The sequence below is a fragment of the Streptomonospora halophila genome (genome assembly GCF_039542725.1).
GTDB classification, from domain to species: Bacteria; Actinomycetota; Actinomycetes; order Streptosporangiales; family Streptosporangiaceae; genus Streptomonospora; species Streptomonospora halophila.
Genome location: NZ_BAABIK010000003.1, coordinates 58,472 through 79,398, shown reverse-complemented (window position 1 = coordinate 79,398; position 20,927 = coordinate 58,472). Strand labels below are relative to the sequence as shown.

The window sequence follows — 20,927 nt, the reverse complement described above, 5'->3', positions numbered from 1 at the left end:
CCCACGTCCGACCATGACAAGGAGTGACCACGTGAACGACACCGCAGTGCGCATCCTGGTACCCACGGGCATGCTGGGGGCGGGGTTCCCGCCCGAGACGGTGGAGCGCGGCCTCGCCCTCGGCGCCGACGTCATCGCGATCGACGGCGGGTCCACCGACTCCGGACCCCACTACCTCGGGTCGGGCACACCCAAGACCACCCGCGCCGCCGTCGCCGCCGACATGCGGATTCTGCTGAACGCGGCCGCGCGGTCGTCCATCCCGCTCATCGTCGGCTCCTGCGGCACCGCCGGGACCGACAGCGGCGTCGACTGGGTCGCCGGCATCACCGCCGACATCATCGCCGAGGACGGGCTCGACCTGGCCGTCGCCGCCGTCTACAGCGAGCAGGACCCCGACCACCTCAGCGGGCGGCTCGCCGCCGGGGCGATCCGCCCGCTGCCGCCGATGGGCGACCTCCGGCCGGACACGCTGCGCGAGTGCACGCACATCGTCGGCATGATGGGCCACGAGCCGATCGCGGCCGCCTTGCGCGGCGGCGCCGACGTCGTCCTGGCCGGGCGCGCCACCGACACCGCCCTCGCGGCCGCCTACCCGCTGATGCACGGCATGCCGCCCGGACCGACCTGGCACGCCGCGAAAATCGTCGAATGCGGCGGCCAGTCCACCACCGACCCGCGCTCCGGAGGCGTGTTCGCCACCGTCGACCACCACGGTTTCACCATCGAGCCGCTCGACCCGGCGGTCTCCTGCACCCCGAACTCGGTGGCGGCCCACATGCTCTACGAGACCGCCGACCCGTTCCGGATGCGCGAGCCGGCCGGCACGCTCGACGTGACGGCGGCGACCTACCGCGCGGTCGACGACCGGACCGTGCGGGTGGAGGGCTCGGTGTTCGAGCCGGCCGAGCAGCACACGATCAAGCTCGAAGGGGCCCGGCTCAGCGGCTACGAGACCATGTCCTTCTCCGCGATCCGCGACCCCCACCTCCTGGCCGGGATCGAGGACTGGGCCGCGCTGCTGCACGAGGTGCTCACCGACCGCGTCGGGCGGACCCTCGGCCTCGACCCCGCGGACTACGCGGTGGACATCCGGCTCTACGGGCACAACGCGGTCCTCCAAGAGCGCGACCCGGCCACCGGCCCCGCACGCGAGGTCGGCGTGATGCTGCTGGTCCGCGCGTCGGACCAGGCCACGGCCACGGCCGTCGCGAAGGTCGCCAACCCGCTCATGCTGCACCTGCCCACCGCCGACATGGACTACCTGCCGAGCCTGGCGTTCCCCTTCTCCCCCGCCGAGACCGAACGGGGGCCGGCCTACGAGTTCGTCCTCAACCACACCGTCGACGCCGAGAGCCCGACGGCCCTGTTCCGCACCGAGTACCGAAAGGCCACCGCCGATGCCTGAGACCCTGGGCGACCTCGCTCTGGAGGTCCGCTCGAAGAACGCCGGCCCGTTCTGGGTCACCGTGGAGCTGTTCATGCGCGACGCGGACGGCTATGCCGCGGCCGCCGACGCCGACTTCCTGAACGAGGAGGTGGTCGCCCGGCTCTACGGCGTTCCGGCGCAGGAGGTCCGGTTCTTCCGCATCGCCTCGCTCAACGTCGTCAAGATCTCCTTCCCCCGCACCATTGCCCAGGGCGGGCTCCGGGACCGCGACGTCCACAGGGGGCAGCACCACGTGCCGCTGGCCGTGCTGGTCCCGCCCGGCGCCTGACCGGCGGGAGCGCGGCGGCTCCCCCGTGCGGCCGCGGCGCCGCCGGACCCGGACGGGCTCAGGTGGCGTCGCGGCCGACGCGGTTCAGCGACCGGTCCGCGACGCTCGCGACCAGGAACAGCGCCGCCGCGCCGATCATCGGCCAGGCCAGGCCGTGCATTCCGGCGGTGGTGGCGCCGTCCTGGAAGAACGCGGCGGTCACCGCCGAGGAGAGCAGCGCACCGAAGTAGGTGGAGGTCCGCAGCAGCCCGGCCGACGCGCCCATGCGCTCGGGGTCGGCCTGCGCATACAGCGCGTTCTGGTTGGCCAGGCTGTTGAGCCCGTGGGGGACGCCGAAGACGGTGGCGAGCACGAGCAGCAGCCAGGCCGGGCTGTCCGAGGTGAGCAGGAGCAGGCAGGCGCAGCCGGCGAGCTGGATCAGGGATCCGGCCACCAGCTTGCCGCGCACCTTCGCGTTCCGGCCCGCGGGGACGGTGATCGCGATGGCGGCCAGCGCCATCGGCAACTGCAGAAGGCCGGCCGACGCGGGGTCGATGCCGCGGCCGTCCTGCAGCCACTGGCTGTAGCCGTAGAGGAACGTGTAGGTGACCGTGTAGGCGAGGAACTGCCGGGCGTAGGTGGCCAGAAGCGGACGGTTGCCGCCGAGGACCCGCAGGTCGATGAACGGGCGCGTGGCGGCGAGTTCCCGGCGGACGAACAGCGCGCCCGCCGCCGCTCCGACCGCCGGCAGGTACCAGCGCCCGGCCGCCGGGTCCATCACGAACAGCATGAGCGCGGTGAGCGATCCGGCGAACAGCACCATGCCGAGGACGTCGGTGCGCACGCCGGAGGGCACGGCACCGCCCGCGGGCAGGCGCAGCGTGCCCAGGACGAGGCAGGCCGCCGCCAGCGGGACGTTGAGCGCGAAGATCAGGTGCCAGCCGCCCGCCCCGACCAGCAGGCCGCCGAGGGTCGGTCCGGCGACCGTGACGATCTGGTTGGAGACCGTGAGTGTGGCCAGGATGCGGCTGGGGCTGTGCACGCCGGTGCGGTCGGCCTCGGTGCGCAGCAGGGACATCGAGGCCGGGTACGCCGCCGACGTGCCGAACCCGAGCAGCACCCGGGTGGCGACGAGGACCCACAGGTTGGGCGCGAACACGGCCACCAGGCCGGCGAACCCGACCAGCGCCGTGCCCGCGAGGTAGAGCCGGCGCGGCCCGAACGCGTCGACGAGCCGGCCGATGACCGGCTGGCCCACGGCCGTGGCGAGGTAGAGGCCGGTGACCAGCCACGCGGTCTGCGCGGGCGGCGCGTCGAAGGCCCGCCCGATCGGGATCAGCGCCACCGCGAGCATCGACGAGTTGATCGGGTTCAGGATCGAGCCCAGCACCATCGGTGTGACCAGGCGGTAGTCGAAGCTTTCGGGAACAGTGGTCCGTCCCCGGCGCAGGCGCCGCAGGAACCTCCTCACGCCCGGGCCACGCGGTCAAGCAGGGCCATGGCCGTGACCACGGCCCGGATCTCCTCGTCGTCGCCGTGCTCCTGCAGTGCTCGGGCCAGCCACGCCTGCCTGGCCCGCCGGTCGTCCTGCCGGTACTCGCGCCCCGCCTCGGTCAGGCTGACCACCAGGCGCCGGCCGTCATCGGGGTCGGGGGCGCGCTCGACGAGGCCCGCGTCCTCCAGGACGACGACGATCTTGGCGATCGACTGCGGTCGGACGCCCTCGGCCGCCGCCAACGCGCTGGCGGAGGCCGGCCCCTGCTTGACCAGGCGGCGCAGGACGGACGCCTGTGCAGCCGAGAGGTCGCCGCCTCCGTCGACGCCTTCGAGGGAGCGCAGTCGGCGGCGCAGCCGGCCGGCCACCACCCACACGTCGGCGGCGGCCTGCTCCGCGGTCTCGCTGATGGTGTCTTCCGTGTCGTTCATGCACTCAGCCTAAATCGACACCCTAAGGTGTGCACCTTTATGTGTCGAAATTCTCCGCCGTCGTACGCGTGGTGAACGGCGGTACGAAGCGGGAGCGGTGGGCGTCGCCGCGGTACGCCTCGCGGCCTTGCGGCCTTCCCGCGGCGGGCGGCCGCCGCCCGGGCCCCGGCCCGGCCACGGAACAGCGGACGGAATGCGGGCGGGCCGGTGACCGTGTTCCGGAGTCAGTACCCGTGCTGCTTCAGGCAGGGGTCGTTGTCCTCGAACCCGGCGACGGTTCGGGTCGCGGCGATTCATCAGTGGCTGTGAACCCTTGGCCTGCCGTCGTGCGGATGCCCCAGCAGGAAAACGACCGCCCTACGCTCATCACGGAGGAAGGGGCGCGTTTCCCGGCGTCGGCGCGGGGCGGAGCCCATGGGGTTGCACCTTCCGTAGCGGCATGTGGTCCGGTGGACCTACGTCCCGGTCCCGTGAGGAGAGGTCCCTGCTCATGCACTCGTCTTTCATGCCACCCCGCCGGGTCAAGATCGGCGACGCGGCGGCCTTCGCCGGCACCACGCCACGGGCGATTCGCCATTACCACGAGATCGGGCTGCTCCCCGAGCCCGAGCGGGGCGGCGATGACCGCCGCCGCTACGGATACGAGGACATGATCCGCCTGCTGTGGATTCGCAGGATGGCCGACGCCGGGATCGCCCTGGACGACATCCGCGACGCCTTCGACATCGGCATGGCGTCCGCCGGTGCGGACAGCGGAGACGGCATCGCGGGCACCCTGGAACGGTTGGAGGAGACCCTCGCCGAGCAGGAGGCGGAACTGCGGCGGCAACGGACCGCCGTGCAGCGGATGCGCACCGAAGGCAGCCGGATGGGCCTGCTCTCCGACGTCGTCACCGAACGCCTCAAGAGGCTGCCCGAGGGCTCCCTGCGTCAGGCGGACCTGGACAGCCTGCTGGTCACTGAGCGGATCTTCGGCCCGCTCGGCGCGGCCGTCCAGGCCACCCGCTTCGTCGTCCTGGCCACGCATCCCACTCTGCGGGAGGATTCCGACCGCATCGACGACGCCGAGGAGGCACTCGATGACAGCGTCGCCGTCGATGATCCACGGGTGGCTCACGTGGCCGTCCAGCGGCACGCCTTCGAAAGCGCCCTGCAGGCCGTCATCGAGGAGTCCGGCCTGGGCAAGGACGACGATGCCCTCTGCGACGCCTGGGACACGTCGCATCCCGCCACCGCCGATGACGAGGCCGACCTCAGCTCCGGCAGGCGGGAGGCCGACTCCATGAGCGCGTTCGAAGCCACCGGCAAGATGCCCTACGACTTCTCCCCGGCCCGCCTGCGCTGCATGGAACTTGCCGAAGAGCTATCCGCCCAAGACTCACCCGCTACCTGAGACACGGCTTAGTCCGCCGACGGCGGTGCCGGCCGCGCCGCCGGTCGGCGGGGCGTCGAGTTCGCCGTCCGCTGCGAGGCGGCCGTGCGGGTCGCGGTCCTCGGTGAGGGCTGCGGCCGGTCGTGCGGGCTCTAGTGCGCTGCTCCGATGTCCGGCATGCCCCTGAGCTGCCTGCGGGAGGTGATACCGAGCTTGCGGAAGATGCTGCGCAGATGGGCGTCGATCGTCCGCGGGCTGAGGAACAGGCGCGCGGCGACCTCCTTCGTCGTCGCTCCCGCGGCGACGTGGCGGGCGATGTGCATCTCCTGCATGGTCAGGCGGTCGTAGGCGTGCTCCGAGCGGCCCGCAACCACCTCTCCGGTGGCGCGCAGCTCGGTGGCCGCCCGCCGGGCGAACGCCTCCATGCCGATCCGCGACAGCCGCTCGTGTGCGGTGCGCAGGTGCTCGCGCGCGTCGCGGCGGCGGCCCGCACGGCGCAGCCACTCACCGAACCGCAGATGCGCCCGCGCGAGATCGGGCGCCAGCGGGCTGCGCGCCAGGTGCTCGACGGACTCCCGGTAGTCGTCCTCCGTGCCGCGGACCAGCGCCCGCGCGCCGGCGGCGACGCCGAGGGCGACGTCGGTTCCCGAGGGCGTCGTGCGCTCCGTCAGGGACGCGAGCGCCGACTCCGCGACGGAGGCCTCGCCGCACCGGACCGCGGCCTCCACCAGCTCGGGCAGCGCGAAGCCGGCCCGGAAGAGCTCGCCGCCCGCCACGGCGCGCCGGGCCGCGTCCAGCGCGGCCGGGTAGTCGCCCAGGCCGTTGTACAGCACGGCTGCGGCCCCGTCGGTGTTCGCGGCCAGCTGGCCGATCCCCCGCCTCGCCGCGTCGGCGAACAGGTCGAGCGCCTCTCGGCGGCGGCCGCGCATCGCCGCCAGCTGCACCCGCGGATACAGCTGCGGCACGTCGCCGAGGGCGTCGGCGATCGCCTCCTCCTCGGCGATCGCGCCCATCGCCCGGCCGAAGTCGCCGGTGAGCACCGCGGACATCGCCGCCTGCGACAGACCGAGCCGGACGGTGAGCGGTGATCCCGTGTCCTGCCCGGTCCGTACCAGCCACTCGACGATCGACGCGTGCAGGTCGAGGTCCCACAGCTCGCCCGCGACCATCGTGGCCAGCGCCGGAACTCGGCTCCAGCCGGCGTCGCCGCCGGTGAGAACCCGCCTAAGCGCCGGCACGCTCGCGTGGTGGCCCTCGGTGCTCAGCAGCACCAGCGCGTCCAGCAGGTCCGGAGGCCGCAACGCCGGCGGCGCCGAGCGGGCCGCGTCGAGCACGCGCTCCATCACCCCGTCGGCTCTGCTGACGACCAGCCCCGTCTCCAGCGCCGACACGTAGCACGCCCGCGACCGCTCCGGATCCACCTCGGCGAGCCGCCGCGCCGCCCGCAGGATGAACTCCGGCCCGCTGGCGGCCCCGTCCGCGCCTGAGACGAGCGCGATCTGCCCGCGCAGCAGATCGGCGGACGCGTGCTGGAGGTCGTCCAGCGCCTCGGTGCCGATGCCGGCCAGCAGATCCGCCGCCGAGTCGGGCTCGCCGGCCTCGACCGCGGCCCGCGCGGCCGCGAGTGCGCGCTCGGTCTGCTTGCCGGGGTCGCGGGAGAGCGCCGCCGCGCGTTCGAGGAAGGCGGCTGCGGCCGCGACGCCCCCGCGCGACTGCGCCCGCGCGGCCGACGACTCCAGTTCCGCGGCGACCTGTTCGTCCGGCCCGCCGGCGGCCTGAGCGCGGTGCCAGGCCCGCCGGTCCGGTGCCGCGACGGGGTCGACGGCGTCGGCCAGGGCCAGGTGCGCCGCGCGGCGCCACTCCGGGTCGGCCGCGCGGTATACGGCCGAGCGCGCCAGCGGGTGGCAGAACCGTGCGCGCGTGTCGAACCGCACCAGATCGGAGGCTTCGGCGGCGCCGCTCGCGGCGGGCACGTCGATGTCGGACCGCCGGGCCGCCGTCCACAACAGGGCCGGATCGCCGGTCGGATCGGCGCTCGCGAGGGTCAGCAGCAGCCGCGTCTGCGCGGACAGGCCCGCCAGCCTGGCCTGGAAACTCGCCTCGATCCGGTTCGCGACCGGCGACGGGGTCGGCAGCGCGAAGCCGCCGGCCTTGGGCAGTTCGATCAGCGCCAGCGGGTTCCCGCGCGCCTCGGCGAGGATGCGCTCGCGCACGCGCTCGTCGAGCGTCCCGGCCTTCCCGGCGGCCAGCAGCGCGCGCGAGTCCGCGTCGCTCAGACCGCCGACCGCCAGTTCGGGCAGCTCGTCGAGCGCGCGGGCGGAGCCTTCGCCGCGGGTCGCGACCACCATCGCGATCGGCTCCGCCGCGATGCGCCTGGCCAAGAACACCAGCGCCCTCGCCGAGGCGGTGTCCAGCCAGTGCGCGTCGTCGACGACGCACAGCAGCGGACGCTCCTTCGCCGCGGCGCCCAGCAGGCCGAGTGCGGCGAGGCCGACGCGGGACGGGTCCGGCGCACCGCCGGCCAGGCCGAACGCGACGCGCAGGGCGTTGCGGTAGGGCTCCTCCAGCTCGTCGAGGTGCCCGAGCACCGACACGCACAGCTGGTGCAGCGCCGCGAACGGCAGTTCGCTCTCGAACTCCGATCCGGAGGCGCGGATCAACCGGAAGCCCGTCGAGGCCGTGTGGACGGCGTGGTCCAGCAGCGCGCTCTTGCCGATGCCCGGATCGCCGCGGAGAACGAGCACGCCGCCCGCACCGCGGTCCGCCGCGTCGAGCATGGTGTCGAGGCGGGCGGTCTCCTCGCGCCTGCCGACGAGCGCGGGGGAAGGCGGCGTTGGCATAGAAAAAACGATATGCGGATCGCCGACGCGCGGGCGGATAGGCGATCCTCGCCGACGCGAAGGCGGGTCCGCCGGGGCGATCGTCGGGGCATGGCGATCCGAGCCGACCGCGCGGCTCCCGCCGCCTCCCTCGCCCGCGGCACGATCCTCGCCTCGGCCGCACTGGCGGTCATGGCGCCGGCGATCATCGCCCCGGCCTTCCGGCGATGGAAGAGGCGTTCGCCGACCGGCCCGGACCCCGGGATGGGCGCCAGGATCGCGGCGCTGCACCGGCGCCGCTACGAGGCCGACCCCGAGCTGACCAAGCTGATATCCGACCTCGGCGGGTACACCGGCAGCGCCGCACCCGGCAAGCGCGGTCGGGGACGCGGCCGGCTCGCCCCGGCGGGCCTCAGGCCTTCTCGGCTGCGACCGAGCGCTCCACGTCGGTGGTGCGCAGTGCGCGCCCGGTCGGTGCGACGTAGCGGGCGGCGAACTCCTCCTCCCCCGCCTGGTCCAGCTCGCGCCAGCCGTACTCGGCGAGGAACCCGCCGACCTCCTCCGGGCGCATGCCGAAGCGCCAGATCCGCTCCCGCACCACCCACTTCTCGTAGGCGGCCCCGGCGCCGAAGGCGTCGGTCCCGTCGAGGAAGTCCCGGTGCACGTAGGTGAAGGCGAGCCGGCTGCCCGCCGGGGCGGCGGCGAGGAAGCCGAACGTCGCCCGGACGCCCTCCTCGGTCAGGTACTGGGTGACCGCCTCCCAGACGAAGAAGGTGCGCCACTCGGGCCGGTAGCCGTGCTCGGCGAGCACGTCGGCGAGCGCCTGCGTCTGGAAGTCGACGGGGACCAGGGTCACCGACGCGGGGACCGCGCCGTAGACCCGGTGCAGCGCGGCCCGCTTGCGGTCGACGTTCTCCGGGAGGTCGACCTCGAAGACCGGCGTCCCCTCGAGTGCGGCCAGCCGGTAGGCGCGGTCGTCGAAGCCCGCGCCGAGGATCACCACCGCGTCGACGCCCGACTCCGCGGCTTCGAGCAGCCGGTCGTCCACGTAGCGCTTGCGGCAGACGATGTTCGCCCACAGCCCCGGCATTCGCTTCTCCATGCTGCGGATCGTCCACCGGCGCACAGGGCCCCACCGGTTGGCGGCGGCGAACCACCGCGCGCCGCCGGTCAGGAACCGGTACGCGAGGGGGTCGCGGATCAGCGGGCGCTCCTCGAACTGCTCGGCCGCGACGATCGCCATAGGGCCGTCCGCGGTTTGGGCCTCCGGGCTGCTCATGAGCGGTCCTCCGTTTCGGAAGGAGGCGGCGGCGCGTCGGCGAACACCCGCACCAGCCAGGACAGGACCCGGTGGGACTCGCGGACGCGCGCGGCGCGCGGGGTGTCGGGGCCGACCAGGTCCATGCCGTCCCGGGCGACCTCCACATAGGACGCCACACCGGCGATCTGCCGCTGGACGACCTTGTACCAGGCGTCGTCGTCGACGCGGTAGTAGACCGTGCGCTCGCCGGCGCGGGTGCGCCGGCTGACCAGCTCCATCGTCGTCAGCATGCGCAGGTTCGTGGTCAGCGAGGCGCGGCTGGCCCCGATCGCGGTGCTGATCTGCCCGGCGGACTGCTCCGGCGGGTCGCAGATCATCAGCCACCCCAGGGTCCGCCCGGCGATCGGCGGGATCCCGTCCGCACTGAAGATCGTCGCGACCCGCTCGACCCAGGCGAGCGTGTCCTCCCAGCCGGGTGAGCCGCTTTCCGACACCGCGCTCTCCTCCTTCAAGATGCCAGGAATTTCAGTATGTGCTGAAACCACTGGCATTGCAACCACTGGCATTGCCACCGGACCGCGTGCACCGGCCGCCGACCCGACGGGACCCGGCCGCATGAAAGAGCCCTCGCCTCGGTTCGGAAGCTCCCTCCGAGCGGACCGGCGTGCGGGTGTCCGTGGCGAGAGCCGCCATCACCGGTACGCAGGGAGCGCAACGACCGGAACCGCCGGAGCCCCGGGCGCTCCAGCCCGGCGCCGCGCCCGGCCGTCGGGCGACGGACGGACGGCGTGTGCCCGAGGTCCTCGTCCGGCCCGGAAACGGGCGGGTGACCGGCGGGAGCGGCGACCGGCCGCGGACGACCGGCAAACGCGCGGCGAGCGTCCCCGGCCGCCGTCGCGGCCGGGGGCGCTCGCCGTGTTCGCGGGCGGCCCGGCGGTGTGCCGCTAACCGGCGGAGCGGCGGTTGTAGAGGCGCTTGGCCCAGATGTAGGAGGCCAGCGCGATGACGGCGCACCAGGCCAGGGCCGGCACCGCGCTGTCGCCGGCCCCCGTGCCCATGAGCAGCCCTCTCAGGGCCTCGCTCATGGGGGTGAAGGGCTGGTACTCGGCGAACCACCGCAGCCCCGTCGGCAGGGTGTCGGTGGGCACGAACCCGCTGGAGAGGAAGGGCAGGAACATCAGCGGCATGGGGGTGTTGCTCGCGGTCTCGACGCTGTCGGAGACCAGGCCCAGCGCGACCGTCAGCCAGGTCAGGGCGAAGGCGACCGCCGCAAGCAGACCGGCGGCCGCGAGCCAGTCCAGGGGGCCGGCGCTCGGCCGGAACCCGAGGAGCAGCGCCACCCCGACGACGATCGTTACGGCGACCACCGTCTGCACGAGTGCCCCGACGACATGTCCGGTCAGCACGGAGACGCGGGCGATGTCCATGGTGCGGAACCGGGCGATGACGCCTTCGGTCATGTCCGTGGCCACCGCGATCGCGGTCCCCTGGGCGACCATCGCCACGGCGATCAGCAGAATCCCGGGGACGATGTAGTCGAGGTAGGCGGCGCGTCCGCCGGCGCCGCCCGTGCCGCCCGAGTTGCCCGGGCCGGCGGCTGCGTCGCCGAGTCCAGCGCCCATGGCGCCGCCGAAGACGTAGACGAACAGCAGCAGCATGACGATCGGCATGCCCGCGAGCATGATCGTGAGTGAGGGGTAGCGCCTCATGTGCCGCAACTGGCGGCCGACCATCGTGGCCGAGTCGCTGGTGGCGCGGGTGAGGGTGTTCATCGTCAGGCCGCCTTCGCTTCGTTGTCCGCGGTGCTGGAGTGGCCGGTGAGGGCGAGGAAGACGTCGTCGAGGTCGGGGGTGTGCACCGACAGCTCCTCGATCTCGATCGACGCGGCGTCGGCGCGGTCGAGCAGTGCCCGCAGCGACTCGACGCCGCCGTCGCTGGGAACCTGGAGCGCCAGCGCGGCGTCGTCGCGCGCCCCGCCGAGGGTGCGGGATGCCGCGTCCAGGGCGTGGGCCGCGGCGAACCGCAGGCGGATGTGGCCGCCGGGGATGCGGCGCTTGAGCTCGTCGGCCGTGCCCTGCGCCACGATGCTGCCGTGGTCGAGGACCGCGATCCGGTCGGCGAGCCGGTCGGCCTCCTCCAGGTACTGGGTGGTGAGAAAGACGGTGACGCCGTCGGCGACCAGTTCGCGGGTGATGTCCCACATGCCGCGGCGGCTGCGGGGGTCCAGTCCGGTGGTCGGTTCGTCGAGGAAGATGAGCCGGGGCTCGCCCATCAGGGTCATCGCCAGGTCGAGTCGGCGGCGCATGCCGCCCGAGTAGGTGGAGGCCGGCTTCCCGGCCGCGTCGACCAGGTCGAACCGCTCCAGCAGGTCGGCCGTGCGCCGCCGGGCGCGCCGGCGGCCCAGCCGGTGCAGGTTGCCCATCAGCATCAGGTTCTCCTCGCCGGTGAGGAGCCCGTCCACCGCCGCGTACTGGCCGGTGACGCCGATCGCGGCACGCACCGCGTCGGGCTCGGCGGCCAGGTCGTGGCCGAGGATGCGCGCCCGACCGCCGTCGGCGGCGGTCAGCGTGGACAGGATCTTCACGACGGTGGTCTTGCCGGCGCCGTTGGGCCCCAGCAGCGAGAAGATCGTCCCGGCGGGGACGTCCAGGTCGATGCCGTCCAGGACGACGTGGTCGCCGAAGGTCTTTCGCAGGCCGGTGGCCGTGATGGCCGCCGGGGGCGGGTGTGGGGTCATTGCTGCCTCGCTTCTCGGTTCCCGCGGGTGCGGGACGGGGTGATCGGGTTCGTGTGGGGCCGCCGGTGCGCAGGGGCGCACCGGCGTGCGGGGCGGATCGGCGGCGCGTTCAGGCGCGCCGGACGACGATGTCGCCGTAGGTGCTGCGGGCGCGGACCTCGACGGTCTCCTCGGCGGGGCCCGGCTCCTCGGCCGCTTCCAGCGAGCTGGTCGTGCTGCCGTGCTTGGATCCGGTGTCCAGCCAGGCGGCGGTGCCCTCGCGGATGCCGACCTCCACCTCCCCGTAGGAGGTCTCCAGGTCGACCTCGCCGCGGACCACCTCGCCGATCCGGACGCTGCCGTGCGCGGTCCTGGCCGTGACGGAGGACAGTGCGCGCTCGACGGTGATGTCGCCGTGGGCGGAGTTCGTCCGCAGCCTGCCGGTCACCGTGCCGAGGGCGATGGCGCCGTTGGACGTCCGCACCGCGGCGGCGCCGTCGATCTCCTGGACGCGGACCCGGCCGTGCGTGGAGGTGATCTCGGCGTTTCCGGTCATCCGGTCCAGGGTGACGTTGCCGGTGGATGCGGTGATCCTGGCCGCGCCCAGCCGGCCCTCGCAGCGGAGGCCGGCGTCGCGGAGGTCGGCCTGGATTCGCGAGCCGGCCGGCAGGTCGACAGTCACGTCGACCACGCCTTTGCGCAGCAGCCGGCTCAGGCCGGTGGTCCCGGGGTCGTGTACCAGCAGTACGTCGCCGGCGAACTCGACCCGGATCTCCTCGGCGACGCGGACGTCGGCGTCCTTCCCCGGGTCGCGCGGACGGACCTCGACGTTCGTGTCGCCGCGGTCGCCGGCGTTGATCTGGACGGTGCCGACCGCAAGGTCGATCTCGGCGGTGATCGGTTCGGGGGTGTCGAAATTCGGCATGGGTGTCTCCCGCTCATGGCGCTGGTGGGCGTCTCCGCTGGTGGGAGACGTGTCAGTGGTGGTGGGTGAAGCCGGGTGCGGTCAGCGGACCCAGCCGGTGTAGCCGCGCCCGACCGGGCGGCTCGGGCCCGGAGCGGTGCGGCGGGGCCCGGGGTCGAGCGCGGCGGACACCGCGCGTACCAGCCAGGCGTTCACCGAGAGCCCTTCGCGGCGCGCCTCCTCCTCGACGCGCGGCTTGAGGTGGTCCGGCAGCCGCAGGGTGACGCGCGACGTGCCGCCTTCGTCGGCGTCCGGCGGGAGCGCGCCCGCGGGCGGCCGGGCCTCGGCCGCGGCGTCCGCCGGAGAGTGCTGTGCCGTTGCGGGGCCGAGGCCGGAGTCGCCGAACGACTCCTCGTTCGCGGGTGACGTCACGATGAAGTCAGTCTGACCCCCGCGCAGCCGGACCTCGACCGACCCCGGCGCGAAGTCGCGGGTGATCTCGTCCGCGGCGTCGGACAGCGCGTCCATCAGGGCCAGGCGCGCAGCCGGCTCCAGCGCCGCGGTCAGGCGCTCCGCGATCGCCCGGGTGTCCTCGCCCCCGGCTTCGGCGGCCGCCACGAGCTGGCGGCGGAGGGTGTCCACATACGGCATCAAATCCATGACCTCATAATGACGTCATGGATGACGTCACGTCAAGCGTCATTCCCATGAATATGACACCATCCCGGCGCCACCCTTGCGCCGGCCTCGCCCCACGCCGGGTCGTTCGTCGCCGGCGACGACGCCGCGATCCAGCCCGCGGCCTTCGCCCCGGCGGACGGCGTCCCGGCGGTCGGCGACCCGGCGGACGCGTTCCCCGCCAGGACTCGTTCCGGCGGTGATGGCGCTCATCGGCGGAGCGCCCTGGTGGCCACCGCGCCTGCTGGACCGCGTCCTGCCCGGAATGGACATCGGGCGCGCGGACCTGCGGACCGGCGCCCGAGCCCTCGGCCGGGCGGGACCGCCGGCGGTCCGGGTGCGGGCCCGCACGCCCCTTCGGGTGCGCGGGCCCGCTTCCGCGGTCCGGGGTCAGCCGCCGATCACCCCGCCGTCCTCGCGGGTGATGACGATGGTCGCGGAGCGGGGGCGGCCGGTCCGGCTGAAGTCGGGCCAGTTCGAGCCCGCCCGCGGGTCCTCCGGGGTACCCGAGTCGCCGGGGTGCTGGATGTTCACGAACAGGGACCGGCCGTCCGGCGTGGCGGTGATGCCGGTGATCTCGCAGTCGGGCGGGCCGACCAGGAACCGGCGGATGTCGCCCCTGCGGGTGTCGGCCGCCAGCATCTGGTTGTTCTGGTCGGCGCCGTCGACCTGCGGCTGGGTGCCGTCGGTCTGGATCCACAGCCGCCCGTCGGCGTCGAACCAGAGCCCGTCCGGCGAGCCGAACGCCTGGTCCGGCGGCACGGTGGCGCCGCTGGCCTCGTCGCCGGCGAGCAGGAAGACGTCCCAGTCGAACTTCTCGGCGGCGGGGCCGCGGTGCTCGTCGATCTTCATGATGTGGCCGTAGCGGTTGTCCAGCCGCGGGTTCGCCGGGTTCACCGTCTCGGTCCGGGCCGTGTTGTTCGTGCAGGTGAAGAACACCGCTCCGGTTCCGGGCTGCACGGTGCACCACTCCGGGCGGTCCATCGGCGTCGCGCCCGCCGCGTCGGCGGCCAGCCGGGTGTAGACCAGGACTTCGGCCTGGTCGGCGAAGCCGTCGGCCTCGGTCAGGCCGGGTTCGCCGTGCACCAGCGGCAGCCACGCGCCCGAACCGTCCTCCTCGAACCTGGCGACGTAGAGGGTGCCCTCGTCCAGCGGACTCCGGCCGTGCGCGCGCGCCCTGCCGATCGGCTCGGCGCCGACGAACTTGTAGAAGTAGTCGAACTGGCTGTCGTCGCCCATGTAGACGACGGCCTCGCCGCGGCGGCCGCGGACGACGACGGCGTTCTCGTGCTCCATCCGGCCCAGGGCCGTCCGCTTCTTCGGCGCGGACTCCGGGTCGAAGGGGTCGACCTCCACCACCCAGCCGAACCGGAGGTACTCGTTGGGCTCCGCCCGCATGTCGAACCGCTCGTCGGTGGTGTACCACGGGTACGGGCTCTCCGAGCCGATGCCGTAGCGCTCCTGGGGCGACCCGGCGGGCGGTGCCTCCTCGCCGGGGTAGAAGTACTTGTTGGTGGTCTCCTCGCACGTCAGGTAGGTGTGCCAGGGCGTCGGCCCGCTGGCGCAGTTGTTCAGCGTGCCCAACACGCGCACGCCCTCGGGGTCGGCGCCGGTGCGCATCAGGGCGTGTCCCGCCGCCGGGCCGGTGATCTCGGCGGGCGTGGACATGGTCACCCGGCGGGCGTAGCGCGACTCGGCCAGCCTCCACTCGCCGCGGCGGCCCTGCTCGACCTCGATCACCGAGACCCCGTGCGCGGCCATGGACTTGGCCGTCTTCTCCGGCGTCCAGTCGGCCTCGCCGCCGGTGTGCAGCAGCCGCTCGGTCGTGGCCTCGTGATTGACGCAGAGCAGGCCGGAGCGGCTGCCCCTCAGCGGGAAGTACCACATGCCGTCGTGGTGGTCGCCCGCCTGGCGGGCCTGGTCGGCCGCGCTGTTGCCGGCGTCCTCGGAGAACGCGGGGCCGGAGGGGACGATCGGGTGGCCCCACGGGAAGAGCACGTGGTACTCGTACCCGTCGGGCAGCACGACCTCGTCGGCGACGCCGGGTTCGACCGGCTCGAACCCGAGCAGCCGCCGCCGCGGGCCGTGGGCGGCGGCGCCGCCCGCCCCGCCGGGGGCGTCCGCCGCCGCGGGCGCCGCGGTACCGAAGAAGGCCCCGGCCGCGGCGGCGAGGCCCCCCGCCATGGCCGTCCGGCGGGACAGCCGGCGCTCGGCGAGCTCGGAGAGCGGGGGTGTGTTCGGCGTTTCAGGGTGCACGAGGGGCTCCAACCGCGGGGAGGTGGACCGCGCAGGTCAGCGCGGCCGGGGGCGCTGGCAACGGTAGGGAGCCGAGGTGGCCTGCCCGCCACACGGACGTGAACGCCGAGCGGAGCCGTCCCCGTCCGACCTGTGCGGCGCCCGCCCCCGTGCGGGGGCGCGCGGCCGCATGCGGCCCGCGGGTCGGCGCCGGTGCCCGGGCCGCCGGTAGGGCGGAGCGCTCGGGCCGGGGCCGGGCGTTCCAGCCGGTGCTGTCCACCGCCGCGTGCGGGCGGCCGGTCCGCGGACCGGCCGCCCGCACGCGCAGGATCAGGCCGGGGCTCCCGTGCCGGTGCCCCGGGCGTCCTCGGGCGCGGCCTCCGCCTTCCGCGGGACGGCCGCCGCGGGGTCGTAGCCGAGCCTGCCGCGGGTCGCCGCGATGAGCGCGCAGGCCGCCAGGCCGAAGGCGAGGAGCACGACGTGGCCTGCGGCGGCGTGCGAGTCGCCGATCGAGGGGAACAGGAAGGAGAGCACGATCGACATGAAGTTGTTGACGCTGGCGTGCAGCAGGATCGCGATCGGCAGGCTCTCGCCGGTGCGGTTGAACACCCAGGTCATCACCACGCTGATGGCGACGCACGAGACGACGAACTCGACGGGCTGGGCCCAGGTGACGTTCGGGAACCCGCCCCACTCGGTCATGAACAGCGGCAGGTGCCAGATCCCCCAGATGACGCCGAGGATGACGGTGCCGAGCAGCGGGCCGAAGTACGGCTGCATCCGGGGCAGCGCGAAGTCGCGCCAGCCCGGCTCCTCGGCGATGCCGGTCGTCAGGAACTGCAGGACCAGGCCGGGGATGTAGGCGGCGAGCACCACGAGCGGCGGGACCTGCACATCGCCGCCGGAGAACGGGATGCCGCAGAGGATGAGCGCCGCCGGGACGCCCAGCAGGGACAGCGCGTACCAGCGCCAGTTGATCCGCCACTTCAGCAGGCGCCCCGCCCACACGCGCAGCCCTTCGCGGCCGTCGGCCGCGGCCGTGACGAGGAACGCCGAGAAGATCGGGCCGAGGTAGGCGCCGGGCAGCATCAGCAGGAGCTGGGACCACAGGCCGGGGATCTCGATGTCCGCCAGCCCGAGGCCGTGGTCGGAGAGGATGTAGGGCGTCCAGGCGATCCAGCTCAGGGTGATCGCCGAGGTGAAGAAGCTCGCCATCGGGTGGCGCTTGACGAAGCGGCGCCACGCGGGCGTGCGGTCGGGATGCGGGAAATCGGGCATGCGTCGTCCTCGGAGTCAGGGGCGGCTTCGCACCAGGGGTTGACGGGCGCTGGGAAAACCGCCCGTCGCGATGCCCTGACATTACGGAGACCGCATACGCGGCCACGATCCAGCAAAGGGGCCGCTTTCTGTCCGGCAGGCTGCACACGGCCCTGGGCAGGAGGCGGCCACCGCCAGGTCGACGGGCGCGAAGCGCCCTCCGCGGCCCCGCGGGAAGGCGCGGCGCGGCTCGACGGCCCGGAAGGGGCGGGCGCAGAGGCGGCGTGCGGGCGCGGGGGGTCGACGCGGCAGGGAGGTGTCCCGCCGGACCCGTGCCCGGTCGCGGAGGCGAGGCGGGTGCGGCGCACGCGGAGGGGAGGCAGGGGGAACTCGCGCCGGATGCGATCCGTTCGTCGAATCGGGTCGGCTGCGGCCGAGGTGCCGGACTCCGTCCTAGTCCGGCACCTCGGCTACTCCGGCGCTTCGCCTCGCTGCCAGTCGGCGATGCCGGGTCCGTGGGCGAGTCGGCCGCGGCCCCTCCCCAGCCCCTTCCTGCCGGGGACGGCACCCCGTCCTCCCGCCTGCCGCCCGACTTCCGCCACCGACGGACGCTGCAGACAGTAAGCGTGCGGCCGGGCCTGGGCAATGCGCACGGTGCACAACAGGAGGGCGGCGGCTAGTCACGGTGCACAGTCGGTGACCCGCAGGGCGTGGACGAGGTCGTGGGTGCCGGGCCCGGACGCCAGCAGGTCCCGGTTCAGGAGGCGTTCGGCGGCACGCAGGTGGGTGCGGACCGTGGTGCGGCTCATATCGAGCGTTCGCGCCGTGCGCTGCGCGTCGGTGTCCGAGTCGACCCAGGCCCGCAGCGTCTGGAGCAGGTGCCGCTGCCCGCCGTCGTGCAGGGGCATGAGGAACGCCCGCGCCCAGGTGGCGGCCTCCTCGGTGGCCAGCAGCGCGTCCAGGGACGGCGCCGGGCCTTCGCCTGCCGAGGCGCCGCCCGGTGCCGGAAGTCCGCTGACGGTGAGGGCGAGCGTGAGGTCGGCGCGGCAGTGCACGTCGTGCAGGTCCGAGCCGAGCGCCTCCTCGACCCGGCGCAGGTGCGCCGTGACCGTGTTGCGGCTGATACCCAGCAGGCGCGCGACCCCCGAGCGCGGGAAGCTCAGCGCGAGGCGGGTGACGTCGACGGTGAGCCGGGGGAGCGATTCGAGCGGCCGCAGGAGCGTGCGCGCCCAGGCGTGGGCCTGCTCGCGCGGCAGCAGTCGGGCCAGCGGCGCGCTGCCGTGGTAGGGGGCGGCGCGGTCCGGCGTGTGGCGGGCGGCGGCCAGGGCGTGGCGGGCCTGCTCGTAGGCCTCCGCGGTCGCCGCGAGGGGCCGCGGCTCGCTGATACCGAGTGCGTACCGCGGCTCGTCGCCGACCAGGGAACGCAGCAGCCCGCCCAGTCCGTCCTCGCCGTCCTCGCGCCCGCCGTCGGGGATGAGGCAGATGAGGTGGGAGTCGTAGACCGGGCAGCGCAGCATCAGGCTGCGGCCGTGGTAGCCGGAGGAGTCCTGGTAGCGCTCGGCGATCCGGTCGCGGTCCGGGGGCGGGCAGTGCAGCACGTGGAGCCGGACGCGCTCGGCGTCCAGCAGCGGGGGGACGGCGCCGGTCGTCATCCTGCGGGCCAGCGCGAGGTCGCCCGCCATCAGGGCCATGAAGACGGCGAGGCGCAGCCGTCTCGCCGCCCGGTTGTAGCGGTGGGCCAGCTCGTCGGCGTAGCGGACGCGGCGCAGCGCGTCGATCACGGTCCCGGTGTGCGAGGCGAGGGTGATCGTCTCGCGTGTCAGCGGCGATCGGGCCGCCACCACCAGCACCGTCCGCGGCGACTCCCGCCGCAGGACCTCGCACCGCACGTGCAGCTCGCCCGTCTGCGTGGCGGCCGCGGCGAGCCGCCCGCCCGCGAGCTGCCCCAGCACCGGCCGGAGGGCCGCGAGCACGTTCGCGGTGATCCCCGGGGTCGCCAGGTCCACCGCGCCTTCACCGTCGACCAGGGCGATGTCGGCGCCGGTCTGCCGCCGCAACCGGTCGGCGAGCCGCCGCGACTCGGATTCGGTGTCCTGGGACGCGCTGAGCCGCAGATGGCGCAGCAGATCGTCGAGGATCCGCGATGTCGACACGGCACTCCCAACCCGTCGGCCCGTGCTGCCCCTGTCGGATGCGGGCGGACCGGCCCCGGGTTCCGTCGGCAGACTTTCAGATTAAAGGTTACTTAATACGGAGAATGCGGCGAATGCCGTGATTACCGCCTGCGGCGGACGGCGGGGCGCCCTGCCGCGCGACCGGCCGGAATCCGCGGCGTCCACGGCTGCGGTCCCGCACCACCTTGCCGCGTGCCCCACCAGTGGCGGGCGCGGCCGCGACGCGCCCTCCGCCATCATCGGCCATCGGGCGGGAACCGCCGACCGGGTGCGCATCGCGACGCGTGCCCCGGTGATCGCCGAACCGGCCGGCGGGCGTCCTGCGCGGCGCCGCCGGAGGAGCCGTCCTGCCCGCAGTTTCGCGCGCCGGACCAGCTCAGGACTTCCGCGCGCCCGCGCCGCATCGGCGCCGGCGCCCGTCCCGCCGCCCCGGAGCCGCGGAGCCGCGGAGCCGCGGCCGGAGCGCGGCCGCACCTCCGGACGGTGCCGACCGCGGAGCACCGCGGCCTTTGCACGGCTCCCTCAGGTCAGTATATTCGGGTGTCCGAAGTATTTTTTCCTGGAATACCGAAGGCGAAGCCATGAACCGTTCAGCGGAGGGCTACCCGAGCCCGGAGTTCACCGATCCCTACCCGTACGGCTACCTTTACGCGGGACTCTCCGTCGACCCGCCGCGCGCACCCCTGGTGCGGCGCAGCGCCGAACGCGACGACGCGCTGGAGCACTGCCGCAGCCTGGCCGGGCGTCTCGAAGCCCGTACCGACGTGGTCCGCGCGCGCGTGTTCGAGACGGTGCTCATCCCGCCGCTCAAGGGCGTGCCCCGGTTCGACGTCCTGGTGCTCGTGGAGGCCGCGGCGCCGGACGCGCTCCCCGGCGTGCGGGCGGACGAGGCCTTCCAGGAAATCGGGGCCGACCTGGTGATGCCCGCCTACAACAGCGTGCGGATCGGCGACACCGAGGACCCGGCGTCGGGCACCTACCTGTTCAACCACTTCACCGCCGCGGACGGCGAGGCCGCGCTCCGCGCGTGGGAGGACCTGGCCGGCTGGTACACCGCCAAGGCCGGCGTCGACAACTCCGCGCCCCTCGTCCCGCTGGAGGACGCGCGCTTCGCGTTCGTCAACTACGTGCGCCTGCCGGGCGGCGCGGCGGCCTTCATGGCCGACCAACTGCTGCGGCCGAGCTTCCACAGGTTCGTGCGCGGCCGGCTCAAGGAGAACGGGATGGCGGCCCTGCCGCTGATCTGCCGCCCTCGGTGAAATACGCGGTGCCGCGGAAGGGGGCACCGAATCCTGGGTCCCCGCACCTCCGACTCCCGTTTCCGAACAGAAGTTCGGACATCCGAACAGGCTAGTATCGGGTTATGCACGGTGCCGAGGACTCCGACGACGCCCGGCTCCCCGACGCCGACCTGGTCGAGGGGGTACTCCGTTTCGTCCCGCTGCTGGAGAACTACTACCGGCGCGCGCACGACGAGATGCCCGAGGAGCTTAAGCGGACGTTCCGGAGCCACGGCCTCACCGGTCGGCACGGGGGCGTCCTGGTCCAGCTCGTCCACGGCCGGGAGCTGACCGTGACCGAGCTCGCCGAGCGGTTGGGCGTGCGCCTGTCGACCGCCAGCGAGCTGGTCGGCGACCTCGCCTGCGTCGGACTGGTGATGCGCCGACCGGACCCGGGCGACCGCCGGCGCGTGCTCGTCGCGCTGGGCCGGGACTACCAGGAGCCGATGGAGCGGTTCATGGCCTCCCGCGCCGCCCCGCTGCTGCGGGTGCTGGAGCGGCTCTCGCCGAGTGAGCTGCAGGGCTTCGCCGCGGGCCTGGAGGCCTGGGCCCGCGAGGTCAACGGGTAGCGCCTGCCCGGCCGCCCGCCCCGAGCCGCCTCCCCGCGG

General features: G+C 74.0%; 17 protein-coding genes. 5 read left to right on the top strand and 12 right to left on the bottom strand.

Annotation, left to right across the window (positions count from 1 at the left end; translation table 11 throughout):
* The first annotated feature begins 31 nt into the window (after window positions 1-31).
* Window positions 32-1,408, top strand: a complete 1,377-nt coding sequence (locus ABEA15_RS03895) for an acyclic terpene utilization AtuA family protein (protein ID WP_345555517.1) — start codon at window positions 32-34, stop codon at window positions 1,406-1,408.
* Window positions 1,401-1,718: a DUF4387 family protein gene (locus tag ABEA15_RS03890; protein WP_344140892.1), complete on the top strand. Its 318-nt coding sequence runs from the start codon at window positions 1,401-1,403 to the stop codon at window positions 1,716-1,718. The genes ABEA15_RS03895 and ABEA15_RS03890 overlap by 8 nt, the downstream gene beginning before the upstream one ends.
* A gap of 58 nt (window positions 1,719-1,776) precedes the next feature.
* On the opposite strand, the gene ABEA15_RS03885 is transcribed toward ABEA15_RS03890, so the two are convergent.
* Both ABEA15_RS03885 and ABEA15_RS03880 read right to left on the bottom strand, forming a co-directional pair.
* On the bottom strand, window positions 1,777-3,168 hold the full coding sequence (locus tag ABEA15_RS03885) for an MFS transporter (RefSeq protein WP_345555516.1): 1,392 nt from the start codon (window positions 3,166-3,168) through the stop codon (window positions 1,777-1,779).
* The gene (locus ABEA15_RS03880) at window positions 3,165-3,623 is read right to left on the bottom strand and encodes a MarR family transcriptional regulator (protein ID WP_344140894.1); all 459 of its coding nucleotides are present in this window, start codon (window positions 3,621-3,623) and stop codon (window positions 3,165-3,167) included. Before ABEA15_RS03880 ends, ABEA15_RS03885 begins: the two co-directional genes overlap by 4 nt.
* A gap of 490 nt (window positions 3,624-4,113) precedes the next feature.
* On the opposite strand from ABEA15_RS03880, the gene ABEA15_RS03875 reads away from it, so the two are divergent.
* Window positions 4,114-5,016, top strand: a complete 903-nt coding sequence (locus tag ABEA15_RS03875; protein WP_345555515.1) for a MerR family transcriptional regulator — start codon at window positions 4,114-4,116, stop codon at window positions 5,014-5,016.
* Between the two features lie 131 nt (window positions 5,017-5,147).
* Here ABEA15_RS03875 and ABEA15_RS03870 read toward each other — a convergent pair whose 3' ends face one another.
* From ABEA15_RS03870 to ABEA15_RS03825, 10 genes are all read right to left on the bottom strand, one after another.
* Window positions 5,148-7,835: an ATP-binding protein gene (locus ABEA15_RS03870; RefSeq protein ID WP_345555514.1), complete on the bottom strand. Its 2,688-nt coding sequence runs from the start codon at window positions 7,833-7,835 to the stop codon at window positions 5,148-5,150.
* 391 nt (window positions 7,836-8,226) lie between these two features.
* Window positions 8,227-9,093 carry an SAM-dependent methyltransferase gene (locus ABEA15_RS03865; RefSeq protein ID WP_345555513.1) on the bottom strand — a complete coding sequence of 289 codons (867 nt, stop codon included), beginning with the start codon at window positions 9,091-9,093 and terminating at the stop codon, window positions 8,227-8,229.
* On the bottom strand, window positions 9,090-9,569 hold the full coding sequence (locus tag ABEA15_RS03860; RefSeq protein ID WP_345555512.1) for a GbsR/MarR family transcriptional regulator: 480 nt from the start codon (window positions 9,567-9,569) through the stop codon (window positions 9,090-9,092). Before ABEA15_RS03860 ends, ABEA15_RS03865 begins: the two co-directional genes overlap by 4 nt.
* Window positions 9,570-10,019: 450 nt before the next feature.
* Window positions 10,020-10,847 (bottom strand): ABC transporter permease, encoded by an 828-nt coding sequence (locus ABEA15_RS03855; RefSeq protein ID WP_345555511.1) that lies wholly within the window; start codon window positions 10,845-10,847, stop codon window positions 10,020-10,022.
* 2 nt (window positions 10,848-10,849) lie between these two features.
* Window positions 10,850-11,812 (bottom strand): ATP-binding cassette domain-containing protein, encoded by a 963-nt coding sequence (locus ABEA15_RS03850; RefSeq protein ID WP_345555510.1) that lies wholly within the window; start codon window positions 11,810-11,812, stop codon window positions 10,850-10,852.
* Between the two features lie 109 nt (window positions 11,813-11,921).
* Window positions 11,922-12,716: a DUF4097 family beta strand repeat-containing protein gene (locus ABEA15_RS03845; protein ID WP_345555509.1), complete on the bottom strand. Its 795-nt coding sequence runs from the start codon at window positions 12,714-12,716 to the stop codon at window positions 11,922-11,924.
* 81 nt (window positions 12,717-12,797) lie between these two features.
* On the bottom strand, window positions 12,798-13,355 hold the full coding sequence (locus tag ABEA15_RS03840) for a histidine kinase (protein ID WP_344140907.1): 558 nt from the start codon (window positions 13,353-13,355) through the stop codon (window positions 12,798-12,800).
* 408 nt (window positions 13,356-13,763) lie between these two features.
* Window positions 13,764-15,629: a PhoX family protein gene (locus ABEA15_RS03835; RefSeq protein WP_345555508.1), complete on the bottom strand. Its 1,866-nt coding sequence runs from the start codon at window positions 15,627-15,629 to the stop codon at window positions 13,764-13,766.
* A 309-nt stretch (window positions 15,630-15,938) separates the two neighbouring features.
* On the bottom strand, window positions 15,939-16,886 hold the full coding sequence (locus ABEA15_RS03830; RefSeq protein ID WP_344140910.1) for a CPBP family intramembrane glutamic endopeptidase: 948 nt from the start codon (window positions 16,884-16,886) through the stop codon (window positions 15,939-15,941).
* A gap of 659 nt (window positions 16,887-17,545) precedes the next feature.
* Complete coding sequence (locus ABEA15_RS03825) at window positions 17,546-19,018, bottom strand: helix-turn-helix domain-containing protein (RefSeq protein WP_345555507.1); 1,473 nt, start codon at window positions 19,016-19,018, stop codon at window positions 17,546-17,548.
* Window positions 19,019-19,620: 602 nt separating this feature from the next.
* Between ABEA15_RS03825 and ABEA15_RS03820 the strand changes: the two genes are divergently transcribed.
* Window positions 19,621-20,298, top strand: a complete 678-nt coding sequence (locus ABEA15_RS03820; protein WP_345555506.1) for a hypothetical protein — start codon at window positions 19,621-19,623, stop codon at window positions 20,296-20,298.
* 104 nt (window positions 20,299-20,402) lie between these two features.
* Window positions 20,403-20,888: a MarR family winged helix-turn-helix transcriptional regulator gene (locus ABEA15_RS25610; RefSeq protein ID WP_425579354.1), complete on the top strand. Its 486-nt coding sequence runs from the start codon at window positions 20,403-20,405 to the stop codon at window positions 20,886-20,888.
* Window positions 20,889-20,927: the final 39 nt, after the last annotated feature.